Raw genomic sequence first — 16,976 nt, forward strand, 5'->3', positions numbered from 1 at the left:
GCAGAATGGAAGGGGGTGTCCGCCTGGCCGCCTTGCGCCCTATCGCCAACCACGTGCCGAAGCGACGCCGAAGCGCATGGCAGGCGGAAGCTGGAAGATGAAGTAGGGATTGAGCATCGGCACGGCGCTGACTTCATTGAGCCGCCGTTCCTGGTCCTCAGTCAGCCTGATATCAAGCGAGGCAACGTTCTGGGCGACCTGGTCGGCGCGGCTTGCCCCGATCAAGACGGACGACACCCCCTTGCGAGCAACGGCCCAGGCCAGGGCGACCTCTGCCATCGAGCGACCGATTTCGGCCGAGACTGTCCGAAGCGTATCGACCACGTCGAAGTTGCGCTCGGTGAACAGCATGCCGCCGAACGGGTTGTCGCCCTTCAAGCGGTCCCGGTTCTCAGAGGCTTCGTTGTCGCTCGACACTCCTTTGTCGGGAAGCCCGGGTGACCGACTGGCCTCGCGCATCATCTCGCGTCCGTATTTGCCGGTCAGCAGCCCGCCGCCGAGCGGGCTCCAGGGTATCAGGCCGAGGTCGAACTCTTGACCGGCGGGAAGGATGTCGAGTTCGACGCCGCGATCAAGCAGTGAGTACTGATATTGAAGTCCGATCGGGGCGGGCAGGCCATGGGCCTTCGCCAGCGTCGCGATCTTGGCGACGTACCAGCCTGGTGCGTTGGAAAAACCATAATGCAGGATCTTGCCGGCTCTGACGGCATCGGTGAGCGTGCCGAGAACCTCTTCCGCGGGCGTGATGCGATCCCACACGTGGATCCAGTACATGTCGATATAGTCGGTGCCGAGCCGGCGGAGCGATCCGTCGAGGCTGGCGCGAATGGCCTTCGCGCCATTGCCGCCGCTGTGCGGGTTGCCGTCCTGACGGCGGGCAAATCCGGCTTTGGTCGCAATCACCAGGCGATCGCGGGCGTTTTTCTCGCGGACGAAAGTTCCGACCATCTCTTCGCTGCGCCCGCCGGAATAGACGTCGGCGGTGTCGATGAAATTGCCCCCGGCTTCGACATAGGCATCGAACACGGCGCGTGATTGTTCCAGTCCCGATCCCCAGCGTTCGGCGCCGAAGGTCATCGTGCCGAGCGCCAGCGGGCTGACGAGAAGGCCGGAGCGGCCAAGCGTGCGGTAGTCTGTCATCGTCATCGATCGTCTCCGTGCGATTGGGATCGATCCGACAGATAAAGCGGGTCGTCCGCGATGATTAGCGGTTGCGGCCTGCATGAGCTTGTGAGCACGATGCATGAATGCAGCGGTCCGAACTCAACGATCTGCTCGCCTTCGAGGCGATCGCCCGCGAGCGCAGCTTCACGCGTGCCGCGGCCAGGCTCGGCATGTCCGCGTCGGCTCTCAGTCATGCCATGCGCGGGCTCGAAGCCCGTCTCGGCGTGCGCCTTCTCGCTCGCACGACTCGCAGCGTCTCGCCGACGGATGCGGGCGAGCGCCTGTTGCGCGCCCTGACGCCGGCGCTTGCCGAGATCGAGGACGGCCTGGCGAGCCTTGCCGATTGGCGGGAGACACCTTCCGGGACTGTGCGTCTGACCACCTTCTCCTACGCAGCCGAAACCATCCTCCAGCCGAAGCTGCCGGCCTTCCTGCTCGCGAACCCGGACGTCACTGTCGAAATCGACGTCGATGACGGGCTGGTCGATATCGTCGAGGGCGGTTTCGATGCCGGTATCCGGTTCGGCGAAACGGTCGAGAAGGACATGATCGCGGTCAAGGTCGGCCCGGACCTTCGAACGGTCGTCGTCGGCACGCCGGACTATTTCGATTGCTATCCGAAGCCGGAAACGCCGAGCGATCTTCGCGGGCACGTTTGCGTGAACTATCGCCTGCGAACGAGCGGCGGGCTTCTGCCTTGGGAGTTCGCATTCGGCGGCCGCGACATCAATGTTCGGCCTGGCGGTCAACTGATCACCAACGATGGAAAAATGGTGGCAGCGGCCGTGCGGGCCGGTGCCGGGCTCGGCTACATGATGGAGCATGAAGTCGCGGAGGATGTTGCCGCAGGACGCCTGGTGCAGGTCCTCGACGATTATTGTCCCGTCTTCCCGGGCTGCCGGCTCTATCATCCAAGCCGGCGACAGACACCGCCGGCATTGCGGGCCCTGATCGATGCCTTGCGAGACAACGGAGCATGAATGCCGCGGAAGGGAGCTGCTGCCCATGCGCCGGGCGGCGATTTTGTAAGCTTCCGCAAGAGCCGGATCGGTGAAGCTGTTCTCGACAACACAGTCGAGGTGGCCTGTCAGTTCGAGGACGGGTCGCCACACGATCGGGCACATGGATGTCTTCGACAGGCGATGCCAGGCCGGAACACCTCCATCCCTCGATCCGGGCGATCAACTCTGCCCGATCAAGTGGGCTCGGGGTGCGAGGAACTGCCTCGAGATTGCCCAGAAAGCCACGACGATCACGATCAACGTCGAATTTATCGGCAGCGGCGAAAGGAGATTCGAAGCCAAAAACGGGCCGACGCAGATGCTGATCTGTGCGAGGCTGACGAAGGTTAAAACCGAGCGTTTGCCAAACCAGGTCGCGGCGCCCGGAACGCTTCGCGTGATGGCACGTGCGTAGAGATAGACGATGATTGGCACGAGGAGAGAGAAAGCCAGCGACCACAGAGTGTCGTGATCGAAGAAGGACAATGTCGGTGCGATCGGCATGAATTCAAAGACGAGACTAACGATGAAGTTTGCAATGCTCCCCGCTATCAGAGGGGGCCAGACAAGGATTGGGGTCCAATGAAACGGATCGCCGCCAGCTGCTCTGACGCATTTTTCCAGCGCGGTGGCTAAAAACACGATGGCGGTTATGGCTGACAGGGAAAGGGCAAATGCCGCCGCAACAAGCGGCGTATCGACGGCCCCGATCCTGAGAAGCTCCAGCAATTGGCCGAACTCTGCAACGATGCTCCCGGCTGCGGGAAGGGCGATGACGAGCCATACCCCACCGATCGGCAGTCGTTGCAGACGAATTGACTGGCTGACCAGGATGAGGACCGCCACCCCCGCAAGAAGGGTGACTGTGACCGCCACTTGCGAAAGCGTATCCTCCGCAACAAGACCCATGGCAGCTAATGCGACGGAGATACCGGTCCCCTGCATCGCAGCGCTGACGAGGGCGAATGCGGCGACCACGAGCATTGCTGCCCGGTAGGCTTTCGGCTCACGCGCAATCCAGGCGGCGAAGCGGGGAACGGCGAGCTTCAGAAGCTCGAGCCCCGTGAGAGCCGATATGAATGGCGCGAGCCCGAGGGCAAAGACCGACAGTCTTGCTGAGCCGCCCTGCGTGGCCTCCAGGTGACGTGCAAAAGCGAGGGCGTCGAGATACGGCAAGGGCGTGTGTTCGCCAACCGACAAAACGAAGCACACAGCGATGACTGCGGATAGAACTCGCCAGTCTCGTCTCGGGCGAACTGGCTCGTCCGTATCTGTCACGTACGCGATCCTTATGAAGTTCCTTACCGGCGGATGCCGCCTCGCGTCCAGGCTATGGCTGGCGATGCGCGATGCCGCGACGGCTGGATGGCCTGTGATGGCCTTGAAGCTTCGTTATAGCGCAGCGCGACCTGCCGGACGCACAGACACGGCATTCAGACGTGAAATGTTCGTCTCGTGTCCTGAACGGGGCGAAGAGTGACGGGTGTCGGTAGCATGCCAGCGAAGCCTGAATTCATCCATGCCAATCCGATTGCCCGCCGCTTCACTCGTCCCCCGAGATATGCTCCGCGACGTCGGCGCCGCCCATGCGGTTGTAGGCGTCGAGGGCGGCCACCTTGTAGGCCTCGGCGAGGGTGGGGTAGTTGAAGGTGTTCTCGACGAAATAGTCGAGCGTGCCTTTCAGGTTGAGGACGGCCTGGCCGATGTGGATCAGCTCGGTGGCGCCTTCGCCGACGATGTGGCAGCCGAGCAGCCGGCGCGTCTTGAGCGAGAAGATCATCTTCAGCATGCCCTTGTCGAGGCCCATGATGTGGCCGCGCGAGGTCTCGCGGAAGCGGGCGATGCCGGTCTCGTAGGCGATGCCGCGTTCGGAGACTTCGCGTTCGGTCATGCCGACCATCGACATCTCGGGGACGGAATAGATGCCGTAGGGGAAATATTCCGGCGGTTCGACCGCCGAATAGCCGAAGGCGTGGCAGGCGGCGACGCGGCCCTGTTCCATCGAGGTGGAGGCGAGGCTCGGAAAGCCGATGACGTCGCCGGCGGCGTAGATGTGCGGCACGTCCGTCTGCAGCGTCTTCGCATCGACCTTGAGGCGGCCACGGTGGTCGGTGGTCAGGCCGCAGGCCTCGAGGTTGAGGGCCTTGGTGGAGCCCATCCGGCCGGCGGCAAAGAGCAGCATCTGCGCGTGGACGCGGCGACCGCCCTCGAGCGCGATCTCGCAGAGACCGTCGCCGGAACGGGTGACCTTTTCGACCTTGTGGCCGAAACGCAGCGCCATGCCTGAGTCGCGCAGCTGGTAGGTGAAGTCCGCCAGAAGCTCCTTGTCGAGGAAGTCGAGCATCGAATCGCGTGGCTCGATCAGCGTCACCTTGACGTCGAGGGCGTTGAAGATCGTCGCATATTCGACGCCGATGACGCCCGCGCCGATGATCGCCATCGAACGCGGCAGCGTTTCGAGTTCGATGATCTCGTCGCTGTCGAGCACCGTCTTGCCGTCGAAGGGAATGTAGTCGGGCCGGAAGGGCTTTGTGCCGACGGCGATGAGGAAGTTGTCGCCGGTGAACTGGTGGGTCTCGCCCTCGTCGCCATGCACCTCGATCTTGTGCGGTTCGACGAAGCTTGCCTCGCCGCGCAGCGTCGTGACTCGGTTTCGGGCGAACTGATGCTCCAGCACCTCGACCTCATGGCCGAGGGTGAGATGCAGCCGCTCGCGCAGATCGCCGGCGCTGATGTCCTTCTTCACCCGGTAGGCCCGGCCGTAAAAGCCCCGCTCGCGCCAGCCCGAGAGGTTGAGTACCGTCTCGCGCAGGGTCTTGGACGGGATGGTGCCGGTATGGACGGAGACGCCGCCGACCTTGCGGCCGCGCTCGACGACGAGCACGCTGCGTCCGAGCTTGGCGGCCTGGATGGCGGCGCGGCGGCCGGAGGGGCCTGAGCCGATGACGATGAAGTCGTAATGTTCCACGCTTTGGCCTCAAGGGTCTCGTGTGTTCGAGCGATGCCCGCGTCGGATAAGCCAGACACTGCTGCGGTGCAAGAAACGTGCCCGCGCCGGGGCGAACTCAATCGAGGAGATCGCGGCTCTGACGATCATTCATGGCTGAGAATGTTGATCAGCCGGCCGAAGGGATCGCGCATGAACAGCCGCCGGACGCCAGACGGTTCGGCAGCGGGGCCGTACCCGATGGCAAGCGAGGCCGCCTTGAGGTCTTCTGCGGCGATATTCGCAACGATCCGCCTGACGGTCATGACGTTCGCTCGAGGCTGGATGCCGGTTTTCACCGGGGCGACTGCACAAGATATATGCATGATGGGCTGGCTTTCGACAGCGCCGGCGAGAATGATCGGGCGGCGACGGTGCGGGCACCTTCGCCGCCATTGCCAGCGTCGCAGAGCAGCGCTACCACCTGCCGCAACGAACACTTCAAAAGCGGGGATGCCGCCATGGCACTCGATGTCGCCGTCCAGATGGACCACGTCTCGTCGATTTCGATCAAGGGCGATTCGACCTTCGCCATCTGCCTCGAGGCGCAACGCCGGGGCCACAGCCTGTTTCACTATACGCCCGATCGGCTCTCGCTTCGGGACGGGACGGTGACGGTGCGTGGCGAGGCGATGGAGCTGCGCGAGGAACAGGGCCGGCATTTCACCCTCGGCGAAACCGAAAAGCGCAATCTCGGCGAAAGCGACGTCGTGCTCCTGCGCCAGGATCCGCCCTTCGACATGGCCTATATCACCGCCACCCATATTCTGGAGCGGGTGCAGCCGAAGACGCTGGTGGTCAACGATCCCGCCGAGGTGCGCAACGCGCCCGAGAAGATCTTCGTCACGGATTTTCCCGATCTGATGCCGGAGACGCTGATCACCAAGGACATGGCCGAGCTGATGGATTTCCGGGCCGAGTTCGGCGACATCATCATGAAGCCGCTCTACGGCAATGGCGGGGCAGGGGTGTTCCACATCACCCCGCAGGACCGCAATCTCACTTCGTTCTTCGAGACCTTCGGCCTGCTCTACCGCGAGCCCTTCATCGTCCAGCGCTATCTGAAGGACGTGCGCCAGGGCGACAAGCGGATCATCCTCGTCGACGGCAAGGTGGCCGGGGCGATCAACCGGGTTCCGGCCGAGAGCGACGCGCGCTCCAACATGCATGTCGGCGGGGTGGCGACGGCGACCGAGCTGACGGAGCGCGAGCGGGAGATCTGCGAGCGGATCGGGCCGGCCTTGAAGGAGCGCAACCTCCTCTTCGTCGGCATCGACGTGATCGGCGGTCTGATGACCGAGATCAACGTCACCTCGCCGACCGGGATCCGCGAGGTCGCGCGCTTCGGCGGCAACGACATTGCGGCGATGATCTGGGACGCGATCGAAGCGCGGCTCTGACGGCGGGCAAGGACGACCGGCGCGGCCGGATGATCGTCACCCGGCCACATGAACGGCAGATGAAGGCTGCGTTCCGGGAACGTTGTGCCGCACTATGTTCTTCTCCTGACGAAGAGGCCGGGACGATCCTGGCCACACGTGCTTCTCGGAGGAAAACATGAAGAAGACGCTTTCAGCCGCTGCCGTCCTTGCAGGCGTCGTGGCCCTTCCGGTGGCTTCGGCCCATGCGTCGGAAAGGGCCATTGCGACCACGAACGTCAATCTGCGAGCCGGCCCGTCGACGCAATATCCCGTCGTCGACGTTCTCGTCGCCGGCGAGCAGCTTCGGCTGTTCGGTTGCCTCAGCACGAGATCCTGGTGCGACGTCAGGTTTCGCGGACAGCGTGGCTGGATCTCGGCGAACTACATCGCCCTGACCGGCGGCAACTATTCTGGCCGGCACGCCTTCGACCCCTATACCGCGCCGGTCATCACCTTCTCGGTCGATAGCTATTGGGGCGCGCACTACAGCAAACGCGATTTTTACCGCAACCGCGATCGCTACGATCGGGGGCGCGGCCCGGACTGGCGGGATGGCGACAGGGGGCGGGACCGCCGTGGTCGCGACGCCGATCGTGGCCGTGATCGTGATCGTGACCGGGACAGGGATCGGCGCCATGATCGCGGAGACCGCGATCATGACCGGCGTGACAATGCCGACCGGGGGCCCGATCGCGGTTTCGGTGCCTTGGCCCGGGATGCCGAGCGCCGGGGGGAAGACGCACGCCGCCGCGGCGACCGTGACGATCGCGGCGCCCGTCGTATGCGTGACAACGATCGCGGCGACCGCGGCGACCGAGGCGATCGCCGCCGCGGTGAGGACGGCCGCCCGCCTGTGCCGCTCTATCGGGTCGACTGAGTTCGGTCGCTCACCGCGAGCAAGCGAGTTGGCAAACGGCGTCGTCGCGACATGCGATGGCGCCGTTTTGCCTTGGATGGCTGCGAGCGACGCCTGCTTTCGCGCTGCTTGGAGATGCCCCGGCGCTGTGCTAAGCCGCCAGCAAAGGACTGGTCGTTCGGCGTAAGCCTGCCGTCCCGGCCGTTGCCTTCGCCGCGGAGCGATCATCCGCCAAAGGGAGTGTGAACTCATGAGCCAAGCCCCAAGCGCCGACGCTGGGAATGATTTCTCCGGTTTCTTCACGACCGCCGTTTCGCAAAGCGACCCGCAGATCTTCTCCGCCATGGAAAAGGAACTCGGGCGCCAGCGCCACGAGATCGAGCTGATCGCGTCGGAGAACATCGTCTCGCGAGCCGTCATGGAAGCTCAGGGCTCGGTTCTCACCAACAAATATGCCGAGGGTTATCCGGGACGGCGCTACTATGGCGGCTGCGAATATGTCGACATCGTCGAAGAGCTGGCCATCGAGCGGGTGAAGGCGCTGTTCGGCTGCGAATTCGCCAACGTCCAGGCCAATTCCGGCAGCCAGGCCAATCAGGCCGTCCTGCTCGCCCTGTCGAAGCCGGGCGCGACCCTTCTCGGCATGAGCCTCGACGCCGGTGGCCATCTGACCCATGGCGCCAAGCCGAACCTGTCCGGCCGTTGGTTCAACGCGGTCCAGTACGGCCTCGACAATTCGACCGGTCTCATCGACTACGATCAGGTCGAGAGCCTGGCGATGGACAGCAAGCCCGATGTGATCGTCGCCGGCGGCTCGGCCTATTCGCGGCAGATCGACTTCAAGCGGTTCCGTGAGATCGCCGACAAGGTCGGGGCCTATCTGTGGGTCGACATGGCGCATTTCGCCGGCCTCGTCGCGGCGGGTCACCATCCGAACCCGTTCCCCCATGCCCATGTCGCGACCTCGACCACGCACAAGACCCTGCGCGGGCCTCGCGGCGGCATCGTTCTGACGAACGACCCCGAGATCGCCAAGAAGATCAATTCCGCGATCTTTCCTGGCCTCCAGGGCGGCCCGCTGATGCATGTCATCGCCGGCAAGGCCGTGGCCTTCGGCGAGGCACAGCGCCCGGCCTACAAGTCCTATATCGCGGCCGTGTGCGAGAACGCCAAGGTGCTCGCCGAGACGCTGCGCGAGGGCGGGCTCGACATCGTTTCGGGCGGCACCGACACCCATCTGATGCTGGTCGATCTGCGGCCGATGAACCTCACGGGCAAGGATTCGGAAAAGGCGCTCGGCCGGGCCAACATCACCTGCAACAAGAACGGCGTGCCAAACGATCCGCAGAAGCCGATGGTCACTTCCGGCATCCGCCTCGGAACGCCGGCGGCGACGAGCCGTGGTTTCGGCGCCGGCGAATTCCGCGAGGTCGGCAAGCTGATCATCGAGGTGCTGGACGGCTTGCGCAAGGCCAATTCGGAGGACGGCAACGCCGAGGTCGAGGCTTCGGTCAAGGAGCGGGTGATCGCGCTGACCGACCGGTTCCCGATCTATCAGGCGATCTAAGACGTCGGGTTTGCGGGGCTGGGGATGCTGAAGCCTCGGCCCCCGGCCCTCGGCGCTTCGTCATTCTCGGGCCCCGTCCCGAGAATCCAGAGGTCGTAGGGCGCCTGGATTGCATCTTCGCGGGGCAGGAGTGACCGGGGCCGCGGCAACTGCCCTGGATTCTCGGGACGGAGCCCGAGAATGACGGCGCATTGCCAGACAGGCTTCTCCCCTTTCGGCATCGATCCCAAGAGCATCGTTGTGAGTTGATTGAAAGGACGAGACCATGCGCTGTCCCTATTGTGGGTCCCAGGACAGCCAGGTGAAGGATTCGCGCCCCGCCGAGGATGGCGCGGCGATCCGCCGGCGGCGGGTCTGCCCGGATTGTTCGGGGCGCTTCACCACCTTCGAGCGGGTGCAGCTGCGCGAGCTCCACGTCCTGAAGAAATCCGGCAAACGCGTGCCCTTCGTGCGCGACAAGCTGGCGCGTTCGATCGAGATCGCGCTGCGCAAGCGACCGGTCGATCCGCAGCGGGTCGAGCGGATGATCTCCGGCATCGTGCGCAGGCTCGAGCAGATGGGCGAGCCCGAGGTGCGCTCGGACGTGATTGGTGCGATGGTGATGGAGGCCCTGCGCGGCCTCGACGACGTCGCCTATGTCCGGTTCGCCTCGGTCTATCGCGATTTTGCCGAGGCGAGCGACTTCGAATCGGTGATCGGCGAACTCGCCCGCACCCACAAGGACGGCTCGATCGCTGCCGTAGTGGCCGAGCCTAGCCTCGATGAAGGTGATTCCGATGACAAGTGACGTGGCGAACTTCGTGCCCGAGCGGCCCGAGGACCGGCATTTCATGGCGGCGGCGATCCGCTATGCCATGCGAAATGTCGGGCGCACCGGCACTAACCCCTCCGTCGCGACACTGATCGTGCGAAACGATGGCGACGGCCGCCCGCCGCGCATCGTCGGGCGCGGCGTCACGGCGCTGGGCGGCCGCCCGCATGCCGAGGCGGGGGCGCTCGCCGAGGCCGGCGACCTTGCGCGGGGCGCGACCGCCTATGTCACGCTCGAACCCTGCGCCCATCATGGCCGCACCCCGCCGTGTGCCGAGGCGCTGGTGCGAGCCGGCGTCGCTCGCGTCGTTTCGGCTGCGGCCGATCCCGACCCGCGGGTCGACGGCAAGGGACACCGGATGCTGATGGACGGCGGCGTCGCCGTGACGCCGCGGGTGATGGCGGTTGAAGCGGCGCGCACGATCGAGGGCTACTTGACCCGTCACCGCCGCGGCCGGCCCGGCGTCACGCTGAAGATGGCGCTGTCGAGAGACGGGCGGATCGGGATCCGTGGCGGCGGCCAGGTTAAGATCACCGGCGCCGTCTCCGATGCCCAGACCCATCTCGTGCGCGCCCGGCATGACGCGATTCTCGTCGGGGCCGGCACGGCTCTTGAGGATGACCCGCGGCTCGACTGCCGGCTCCCGGGCATGGCGGACCGTTCTCCGGCACGGATCGTCCTCGATCCGAACCTTCGGACGACGCCCGACATGACGGTGGCGCGCACCGCGCGTGCGGTGCCGACGATGATCGCCACCTATCAGACGTCCGATCCCGAGCGCCGGGCAGCGCTTGCCGCCGAGGGCGTTGCCTTCGTCGCCTGCGTCGCCGATCCCGACACAGGTCGTGTCGCCTTGCCGGAGCTTCTGGAGGACCTCGCGGCGACTGGCATCACCAGCATTCTCGTCGAGGGCGGGGCGAACATTGCCGAGAGTTTCCTTCAGGCCCGGCTGGTTGATCGCCTGATCCTGGTTCAAGGCGCCGTGGAGATCGGCGAAGAGGGGGTGACCGCACCGGTCGGCGTCGAAGCGGCGCGTGAGCGTTTCGCGCTGCTGCGCCAGGACGTGTTCGGCGATGACCACTGGTTTGATTTTGCATGTGAGGGCGTTTGATGTTCACCGGAATCGTCACTGATGTCGGCCGGATCGAAACGGTCGAGCCGCGCGAGAAGGGGCGGGCCTTCCGCATCGCCACCGACTATGATCCGGAAACGATCGCGATCGGCGCCTCGATCGCCTGCGGCGGCGTCTGCCTGACGGTGACGACGCTTCCCGACACGACGTCGAACGCCCGCTGGTTCGAGGTCGAGGCCTGGGAAGAGGCGTTGCGGCTGACAAGCGCAGGTTCATGGCAGCCGGGAACGCGGGTCAATCTCGAACGCTCCCTGAAGATCGGCGACGAGATCGGCGGTCATCTCGTCTCCGGCCATGTCGACGGCAAGGCCGAGATCGTCTCGCGCGAGGAGGAAGGCGAAGCCGTCCGCTTCCGTCTCAGGGCACCGCAGGACCTGAAACGCTACATCGCCCAGAAGGGCTCGATCTGCCTCGATGGCACGTCCTTGACCGTCAATTCGGTCGAGGACGACGTCTTCGACGTGCTGCTCATCCGCCATTCGCTGGCGGTGACCACCTGGGGCGACCGCAGCGTCGGCGACGTCGTCAATCTCGAGATCGATCAGATTGCGCGCTATGCGGAGCGGCTGTTCGGCGCGTCGGCCGGCTGAGGCTTGTCGGCCGCGGAAGGCTACTTGGCCAGAAGGCTCAGAAGCGCGCTGCGCTCGTAGACGGCCTCGATGCGGGAGGTCCTGCCGTCCGGCCTCGGCACCATCATCTGCATGTGAAGCCGGCCGTCGACGAGCTGGAACAGCACCGAAAACGCCAGGCCGCCATACGAACCGCCGGCACCTTCCCGCCATGTGCCCTTGCCGGCTGCAGCGGCCACGCGTTGCTCGAATTGCACGGCGAGTTCGGCCGACCATCCGTTGCTGGCCTTGACGGTGATCTCACGCCGGGAGGCGACGACGTCGAGGCTGCACCGGGGACAATCACCGGCATTGGAGGAGACTTGCCGCCAGTGACCGACGAAATCCGCAGTCTGGGCATGGGCTATCCCGCTGGTCTGGACGATCAGGCAAAGCATGAAAGCAATCGCTGCGTTTGGCATCTCGCATGGCCTCCTTCCAACTGCGCCTGACTGTCCGTCATCGAGATGAACAATCGCCCAATGAACGGCACTCTTTTCCGCGCTGAAGGGGATGCGGCGGCATCCACCCGCGGAACTCACGGCCGTTTTCCGATCCTCCGGCCGCCGTAAAGGCACCGTTCGACAAGTGAGCGGTTGCCTGTGGCACGGCGGAGGCGTATCCCCCCGACAATCCGTTTCCTGAAGGACTTCCCATGGCCTCCAAACCGCATATCCTGATCGTCGAGGCGCGTTATTACGAGCACATCAACGATCACCTTCTCGCCGGCGCCAAGGCGGCGCTCGAGGCGGAAGGCGCGACCTTCGAGGTGGTGACCGTTCCCGGCGCGCTGGAAGCCCCGGCCGCGATCGGCTTCGCTTTGTCCGGCGCCGATGCCGGCGCGACCGAATTCGACGGCTTCGTCGCGCTCGGCTGCGTCATTCGCGGCGAGACTTTCCATTTCGACATCGTGGCGGGGGAATCCGCCCGGGCGCTGATGACGCTCGCCGTCGACGAAGGGCTGGCCATCGGCAACGGCATCCTCACCGTCGAGAACGAGGAGCAGGCGCTGGTGCGCGCCGATCCCGCCCGCAAGGACAAGGGCGGCGAGGCCGCCAAGACGGCGCTGCGCATGATTGTCCTCCGAGAAGGGCTGGGAGCCTGATCATGGCCGAACCTCATCAGCCGCCCCGGCCGGTGAAGGCCGCCAACAAGCGCGGCGCGGCGCGGCTGGCCGCGGTGCAGGCGCTCTATCAGATGGATGTCGGCGGCTCGACGCTGATGGAGACCGTGGCCGAACACGAGTCCTTCCGGCTGGGCCAGGAGATCGACGGCGAGCAGTACCGCTCGGCGGACGCCGGCTGGTTTCGCGACGTCGTCTCCGGCGTGGTGCGCCAGCAGAAGACCATCGATCCGCTGATCCACGGCGCCCTGCCGACGGACTGGCCGCTCGACCGCCTCGACACGACCCTGCGGGCGATCATGCGGGCCGGCGTCTTCGAGCTCCGCTCGCGGCTCGACGTACCCGTCGCGGTGATCATCACCGAATATGTCGACGTTGCGAGGGCCTTCTACACCGAGGACGAGCCGAAGCTGGTCAACGCCGTGCTCGACCGGATCGCCCGGGACCATCGTACAGACAAGGCCGAAAGGCAGGGCAAGAGCGAAGGCTCATGACCTTAGGGGCAGCCGAGTACAGCGGCTCCGTCGGGGCGGCGACGGCGCGGCGCAACGCCCTCGTCCTTGCCGTCGCGCAGGCCGTGGTCGGTTCGGCCGCGCCGGTGGCGATCTCGACCGGCGGGCTTGCGGGCACTTGGCTGCTCCTCGAAGACAAGTCGCTGGCGACGTTGCCGGTCACAGGCTTCAACGTCGGCGTCGCGCTCGGCGCATTGCCAGCGGCGGTGCTGATGCGGGCAATCGGCCGGCGGCTCGGTTTTTCGTCCGGCGCCCTTTTCGTCTCGATCGGCGGGCTTTGTGCGGGGTTCTCCCTCATCGCCGAGGCCTTTTGGCCGTTCGTGGCCTCGATGATACTCGTCGGCTGCGGAAACTCCTTCACCCAGCAATACCGCTTCGCCGCGACGGACGGCGTGCCGCGCGACTATCAGGCCCGGGCGATCGGCCTGGTCCTTGCCGGCGGCATGTTCGCCGCCGTCATCGGCCCCCAGATGGTGAATTTCACCACCGGCCTGTTCCGGCCGGCGGAATTTGCCGGAGGCTTCTTCGGCGTGTCGATCCTCGGCCTTCTCGGCGTCTTCGTCCTGTCGCGGCTGAAGGTGCCCGAAGTGTCGGCCGTTCAGGCGGACGCAGGGCCGGAGGAGCCGGCCCGCCCGCTGTCCGAGATCGTTCTGCAGCCGCGTTTCGTGACGGCGCTTTTGTGCGCCGTTGGCAGCTACGCGATGATGAGCTTCGTGATGACCGGTGCGCCGCTCGCCATCGTCGCTTGCGGCCATTCCAAGCAGATCGGCTTCTTCGGGATCCAGTGGCATGTGATGGCCATGTTCGGCCCGAGCTTCTTCACCGGCCGGCTGATCGCCCGTTTCGGCAAGGAGCGGATCATCGCGGCCGGCCTCGTCGCCCTTCTGGCGAGCTTCGCGGTCTTTCTGTCCGGCGTCGCCGTCTGGCAGTTCTGGCTCGGCCTCGTGCTCCTCGGTCTCGGCTGGAACTTCGGCTTCATCGGGGCGACGGCGATGGTCGCCGAGACCCATCGTCCGTCGGAAAAGAACAAGACGCAGGGCTTCAACGACCTCGTCCTGTTCACCACCGTCGCCTTCTCGTCCTACATGTCCGGCCGCGTCTTCAATGCGAGCGGGTGGGACACGATGAACGTCGTTGCCGTGCCGATCGTCCTCGTCTGCCTCGCGGCGATCCTCCTCGAAGCGCGCCGTGCCGGCGCCCGGTTGCTTACTACCTGACCAAGCGTCGCCCCCGCGGCGCGCCAGCCTGCGCTTGACGCGGCCAATGCCTCATATAACCTCCACCTGCCCTGTCCTTGGGGGAGCAAGGTCGGTCGGGCCCAAAATAACAATAACGGGATAGTCTTGGGCCCTCGGCCGGGACGAAGTGAGGAAACGGCATGCAGACAATTCTTCTCGTAGTGGCCCTTTGCGGGCTGCTCGCGGTCGCTTATGCCATATGGGCGACCCGCTCGATCCTGGCCGCCGATCAGGGCTCGGCCCGCATGCAGGAAATCGCCGGGGCGATCCGCGAGGGCGCCCAGGCTTATCTCGCGCGGCAATACACGACCATCGCCATGGTCGGCGTCGTCGTCTTCGCGCTCAGCTGGTTCCTTCTCTCGCTCTACGCCGCCGCCGGTTTCGCCATCGGCGCGATCCTGTCGGGCCTCGCCGGCTTCATCGGCATGAATGTTTCGGTGCGGGCCAATATCCGCACCGCCGAGGCGGCCTCCCGCTCGCTCGGCGCCGGCCTCGGCGTCGCCTTCAAGTCCGGAGCGATCACCGGCATGCTCGTCGCCGGTCTGGCGCTCCTCGGCGTCACCTTGTATTTCCTCGTCCTGACCGGCTGGCTCGGCTTCGGCCCCGGTGACCGCACGGTGATCGACTCTTTGGTTTCGCTCGGTTTCGGCGCCTCGCTGATCTCGATCTTCGCCCGCCTCGGCGGCGGCATCTTCACCAAGGGCGCCGATGTCGGCGGCGATCTCGTCGGCAAGGTGGAAGCCGGCATTCCCGAGGACGATCCTCGCAACCCGGCGACCATCGCCGACAATGTCGGCGACAATGTCGGCGACTGCGCCGGCATGGCGGCCGATCTGTTCGAGACCTATGCGGTGACGGTCGTCGCCACCATGGTTCTGGGGGCGATCTTCTTCGCCGGGTCGAACGTCATCGAAAGCGTCATGGTCTATCCGCTGGCGATCTGCGGCGCCTGTATCATCACCTCGATCATTGGCACCTTCTTCGTCCGCCTCGGCTCCAACGGCTCGATCATGGGCGCGCTCTACAAGGGCCTGTGGGTGACGACGCTTCTGTCGATCGTCGGCCTCGCCATCGCGAACTATTTCACCATCGGCTTCGGCGATGTCGGCGAAGCTTCGTCCGGCGCCACGATCAACGGTCTGAACCTCTTCATCTGCGGCATCGTCGGTCTCGCCGTCACCGGCCTGATCGTCTGGATCACCGAATTCTACACCGGCATCGGCTTTCGCCCGGTCCGCTCGATCTCCGAGGCCTCGGTTTCCGGCCACGGCACCAACGTCATCCAGGGTCTTGCCGTGTCGCTGGAGGCAACGGCGATGCCGACGATCGTCATCGTCGCCGGCATCATCTCCACCTATCAGCTCGCCGGCCTCTACGGCACCGGCATCGCGGTCACGGCGATGCTCGGCGTCGCCGGCATGATCGTCGCCCTCGACGCCTTCGGGCCGGTCACCGACAATGCCGGCGGCATCGCCGAGATGGCCGGTCTGCCGGCGGATGTGCGCCGCTCGACCGATGCGCTCGATGCGGTCGGTAACACCACCAAGGCGGTGACCAAGGGCTATGCGATCGGCTCCGCCGGCCTCGGCGCGCTCGTCCTCTTCGCGGCCTATAATTACGACCTGCAGTATTTCGTGGCGCAGGCCGAGGCCGGCAACGGCTACGAATATTTCCGGGGCGTCCAGCCGGACTTCGCCCTGACAAACCCTTACGTCGTCGTCGGCCTCCTGCTCGGCGGCCTGATCCCGTTCCTGTTCGGCGGCATCGCGATGACGGCGGTCGGCCGGGCGGCGAGCTCGGTGGTCGAGGAGGTGCGCCGGCAGTTTCGCGAAAAGCCCGGCATCATGGCCGGCACCGAGCGGCCGGACTATGCCCGCGCCGTCGACCTTCTGACCAGGGCGGCGATCAAGGAGATGGTCGTGCCCTCGCTCTTGCCGGTGCTGGCGCCGGTCGTCGTCTATTTCGCGGTCTATCTGATCTCCGACAAGAGCCAGGCCTTCTCGGCGGTCGGCGCCATGCTGCTCGGTGTGATCGTCACCGGCATCTTCGTCGCGATCTCGATGACGTCGGGCGGCGGCGCCTGGGACAACGCCAAGAAGTCGTTCGAGGACGGTTTCGTCGACGCCGCCGGCACGCGCCACATGAAGGGTTCAGAAGCGCACAAGGCCTCGGTGACGGGCGACACGGTGGGCGATCCCTACAAGGACACGGCCGGTCCGGCGGTGAATCCTGCGATCAAGATCACCAACATCGTGGCACTGCTGCTGCTGGCGATATTGGCGCATCAGTGAGGGAACGACCCCGCCTTTGCGGCGTGATCCTCGACCTCACTTGGGGATCACGCCGCTGGCAGGGGATGAGGCCCTGAAGTGAAGTCGCCGCCCCAAACGCTTCGTCATTCTCGGGCCCCGTCCCGAGAATCCTGTGTGTTCGAATTGGTGTATGGTGGGAGGCGGGAAGGAGGCCGAGAGAATCCTGGTCGTCCGCAAGGCAGACCGGTGCCTGGCATGGCCCCTTCCCGCGCCGTCTTCGAAACCTGAACAGTTGCATGAGGCTG

The 16,976-nt window shown here is 65.3% G+C and carries 16 protein-coding genes; 11 read left to right on the top strand and 5 right to left on the bottom strand.

Features of this window, described 5'->3' with window-relative positions:
* Window positions 1–39: 39 nt before the first annotated feature.
* Entirely contained in the window at window positions 40–1,146 is a 1,107-nt protein-coding gene (locus J6595_RS10530; RefSeq protein WP_209594455.1) for an aldo/keto reductase, read from the bottom strand.
* 101 nt (window positions 1,147–1,247) lie between these two features.
* On the opposite strand from J6595_RS10530, the gene J6595_RS10535 reads away from it, so the two are divergent.
* A complete protein-coding gene (locus J6595_RS10535; RefSeq protein WP_209594457.1) occupies window positions 1,248–2,144 on the top strand; it encodes a LysR family transcriptional regulator in 897 nt (298 codons plus the stop codon).
* A 201-nt stretch (window positions 2,145–2,345) separates the two neighbouring features.
* Here J6595_RS10535 and J6595_RS10540 read toward each other — a convergent pair whose 3' ends face one another.
* The 3 genes from J6595_RS10540 to J6595_RS22510 all read right to left on the bottom strand — a co-directional run bounded on the left by J6595_RS10540 (window position 2,346) and on the right by J6595_RS22510 (window position 5,645).
* Window positions 2,346–3,443, bottom strand: coding sequence for a hypothetical protein (locus J6595_RS10540; RefSeq protein ID WP_209594458.1), 1,098 nt, complete (start codon window positions 3,441–3,443; stop codon window positions 2,346–2,348).
* Window positions 3,444–3,708: 265 nt separating this feature from the next.
* On the bottom strand, window positions 3,709–5,133 hold the full coding sequence (gene sthA / locus J6595_RS10545) for a Si-specific NAD(P)(+) transhydrogenase (RefSeq protein ID WP_209594459.1): 1,425 nt from the start codon (window positions 5,131–5,133) through the stop codon (window positions 3,709–3,711).
* 125 nt (window positions 5,134–5,258) lie between these two features.
* The gene (locus tag J6595_RS22510) at window positions 5,259–5,645 is read right to left on the bottom strand and encodes a VOC family protein (protein ID WP_342453153.1); all 387 of its coding nucleotides are present in this window, start codon (window positions 5,643–5,645) and stop codon (window positions 5,259–5,261) included.
* Here J6595_RS22510 and gshB point away from each other — a divergent pair.
* The 6 genes from gshB (at window position 5,613) to J6595_RS10580 (ending at window position 11,528) form a co-directional block, all read left to right on the top strand.
* Window positions 5,613–6,551: a glutathione synthase gene (gene gshB / locus J6595_RS10555; RefSeq protein ID WP_209594466.1), complete on the top strand. Its 939-nt coding sequence runs from the start codon at window positions 5,613–5,615 to the stop codon at window positions 6,549–6,551. The two genes, J6595_RS22510 and gshB, sit on opposite strands and share 33 nt — an antisense overlap.
* Window positions 6,552–6,708: 157 nt before the next feature.
* Complete coding sequence (locus J6595_RS10560) at window positions 6,709–7,449, top strand: SH3 domain-containing protein (protein WP_209594468.1); 741 nt, start codon at window positions 6,709–6,711, stop codon at window positions 7,447–7,449.
* Window positions 7,450–7,678: 229 nt separating this feature from the next.
* A complete protein-coding gene (glyA, locus tag J6595_RS10565; RefSeq protein ID WP_209594470.1) occupies window positions 7,679–8,995 on the top strand; it encodes a serine hydroxymethyltransferase in 1,317 nt (438 codons plus the stop codon).
* A gap of 265 nt (window positions 8,996–9,260) precedes the next feature.
* Window positions 9,261–9,782, top strand: a complete 522-nt coding sequence (gene nrdR, locus J6595_RS10570; RefSeq protein WP_209594471.1) for a transcriptional regulator NrdR — start codon at window positions 9,261–9,263, stop codon at window positions 9,780–9,782.
* Window positions 9,772–10,917, top strand: coding sequence for a bifunctional diaminohydroxyphosphoribosylaminopyrimidine deaminase/5-amino-6-(5-phosphoribosylamino)uracil reductase RibD (ribD, locus tag J6595_RS10575; protein WP_209594473.1), 1,146 nt, complete (start codon window positions 9,772–9,774; stop codon window positions 10,915–10,917). The genes nrdR and ribD overlap by 11 nt, the downstream gene beginning before the upstream one ends.
* Window positions 10,917–11,528: a riboflavin synthase gene (locus J6595_RS10580; RefSeq protein ID WP_209594475.1), complete on the top strand. Its 612-nt coding sequence runs from the start codon at window positions 10,917–10,919 to the stop codon at window positions 11,526–11,528. Before ribD ends, J6595_RS10580 begins: the two co-directional genes overlap by 1 nt.
* A 20-nt stretch (window positions 11,529–11,548) precedes the next feature.
* On the opposite strand, the gene J6595_RS10585 is transcribed toward J6595_RS10580, so the two are convergent.
* The gene (locus tag J6595_RS10585) at window positions 11,549–11,968 is read right to left on the bottom strand and encodes a hypothetical protein (protein ID WP_209594477.1); all 420 of its coding nucleotides are present in this window, start codon (window positions 11,966–11,968) and stop codon (window positions 11,549–11,551) included.
* A gap of 233 nt (window positions 11,969–12,201) precedes the next feature.
* On the opposite strand from J6595_RS10585, the gene J6595_RS10590 reads away from it, so the two are divergent.
* The 4 genes from J6595_RS10590 (at window position 12,202) to J6595_RS10605 (ending at window position 16,710) form a co-directional block, all read left to right on the top strand.
* Entirely contained in the window at window positions 12,202–12,651 is a 450-nt protein-coding gene (locus tag J6595_RS10590; protein WP_209594482.1) for a 6,7-dimethyl-8-ribityllumazine synthase, read from the top strand.
* Between the two features lie 2 nt (window positions 12,652–12,653).
* Window positions 12,654–13,163, top strand: a complete 510-nt coding sequence (gene nusB, locus J6595_RS10595; protein ID WP_209594483.1) for a transcription antitermination factor NusB — start codon at window positions 12,654–12,656, stop codon at window positions 13,161–13,163.
* The gene (locus tag J6595_RS10600; protein WP_209594484.1) at window positions 13,160–14,398 is read left to right on the top strand and encodes an MFS transporter; all 1,239 of its coding nucleotides are present in this window, start codon (window positions 13,160–13,162) and stop codon (window positions 14,396–14,398) included. Before nusB ends, J6595_RS10600 begins: the two co-directional genes overlap by 4 nt.
* A 161-nt stretch (window positions 14,399–14,559) precedes the next feature.
* Complete coding sequence (locus tag J6595_RS10605) at window positions 14,560–16,710, top strand: sodium-translocating pyrophosphatase (RefSeq protein WP_209594485.1); 2,151 nt, start codon at window positions 14,560–14,562, stop codon at window positions 16,708–16,710.
* The last annotated feature ends 266 nt before the right edge of the window (window positions 16,711–16,976 follow it).

It is taken from the genome of Jiella mangrovi, from assembly GCF_017815135.1.
GTDB lineage: Bacteria > Pseudomonadota > Alphaproteobacteria > Rhizobiales > Rhizobiaceae > Jiella > Jiella mangrovi.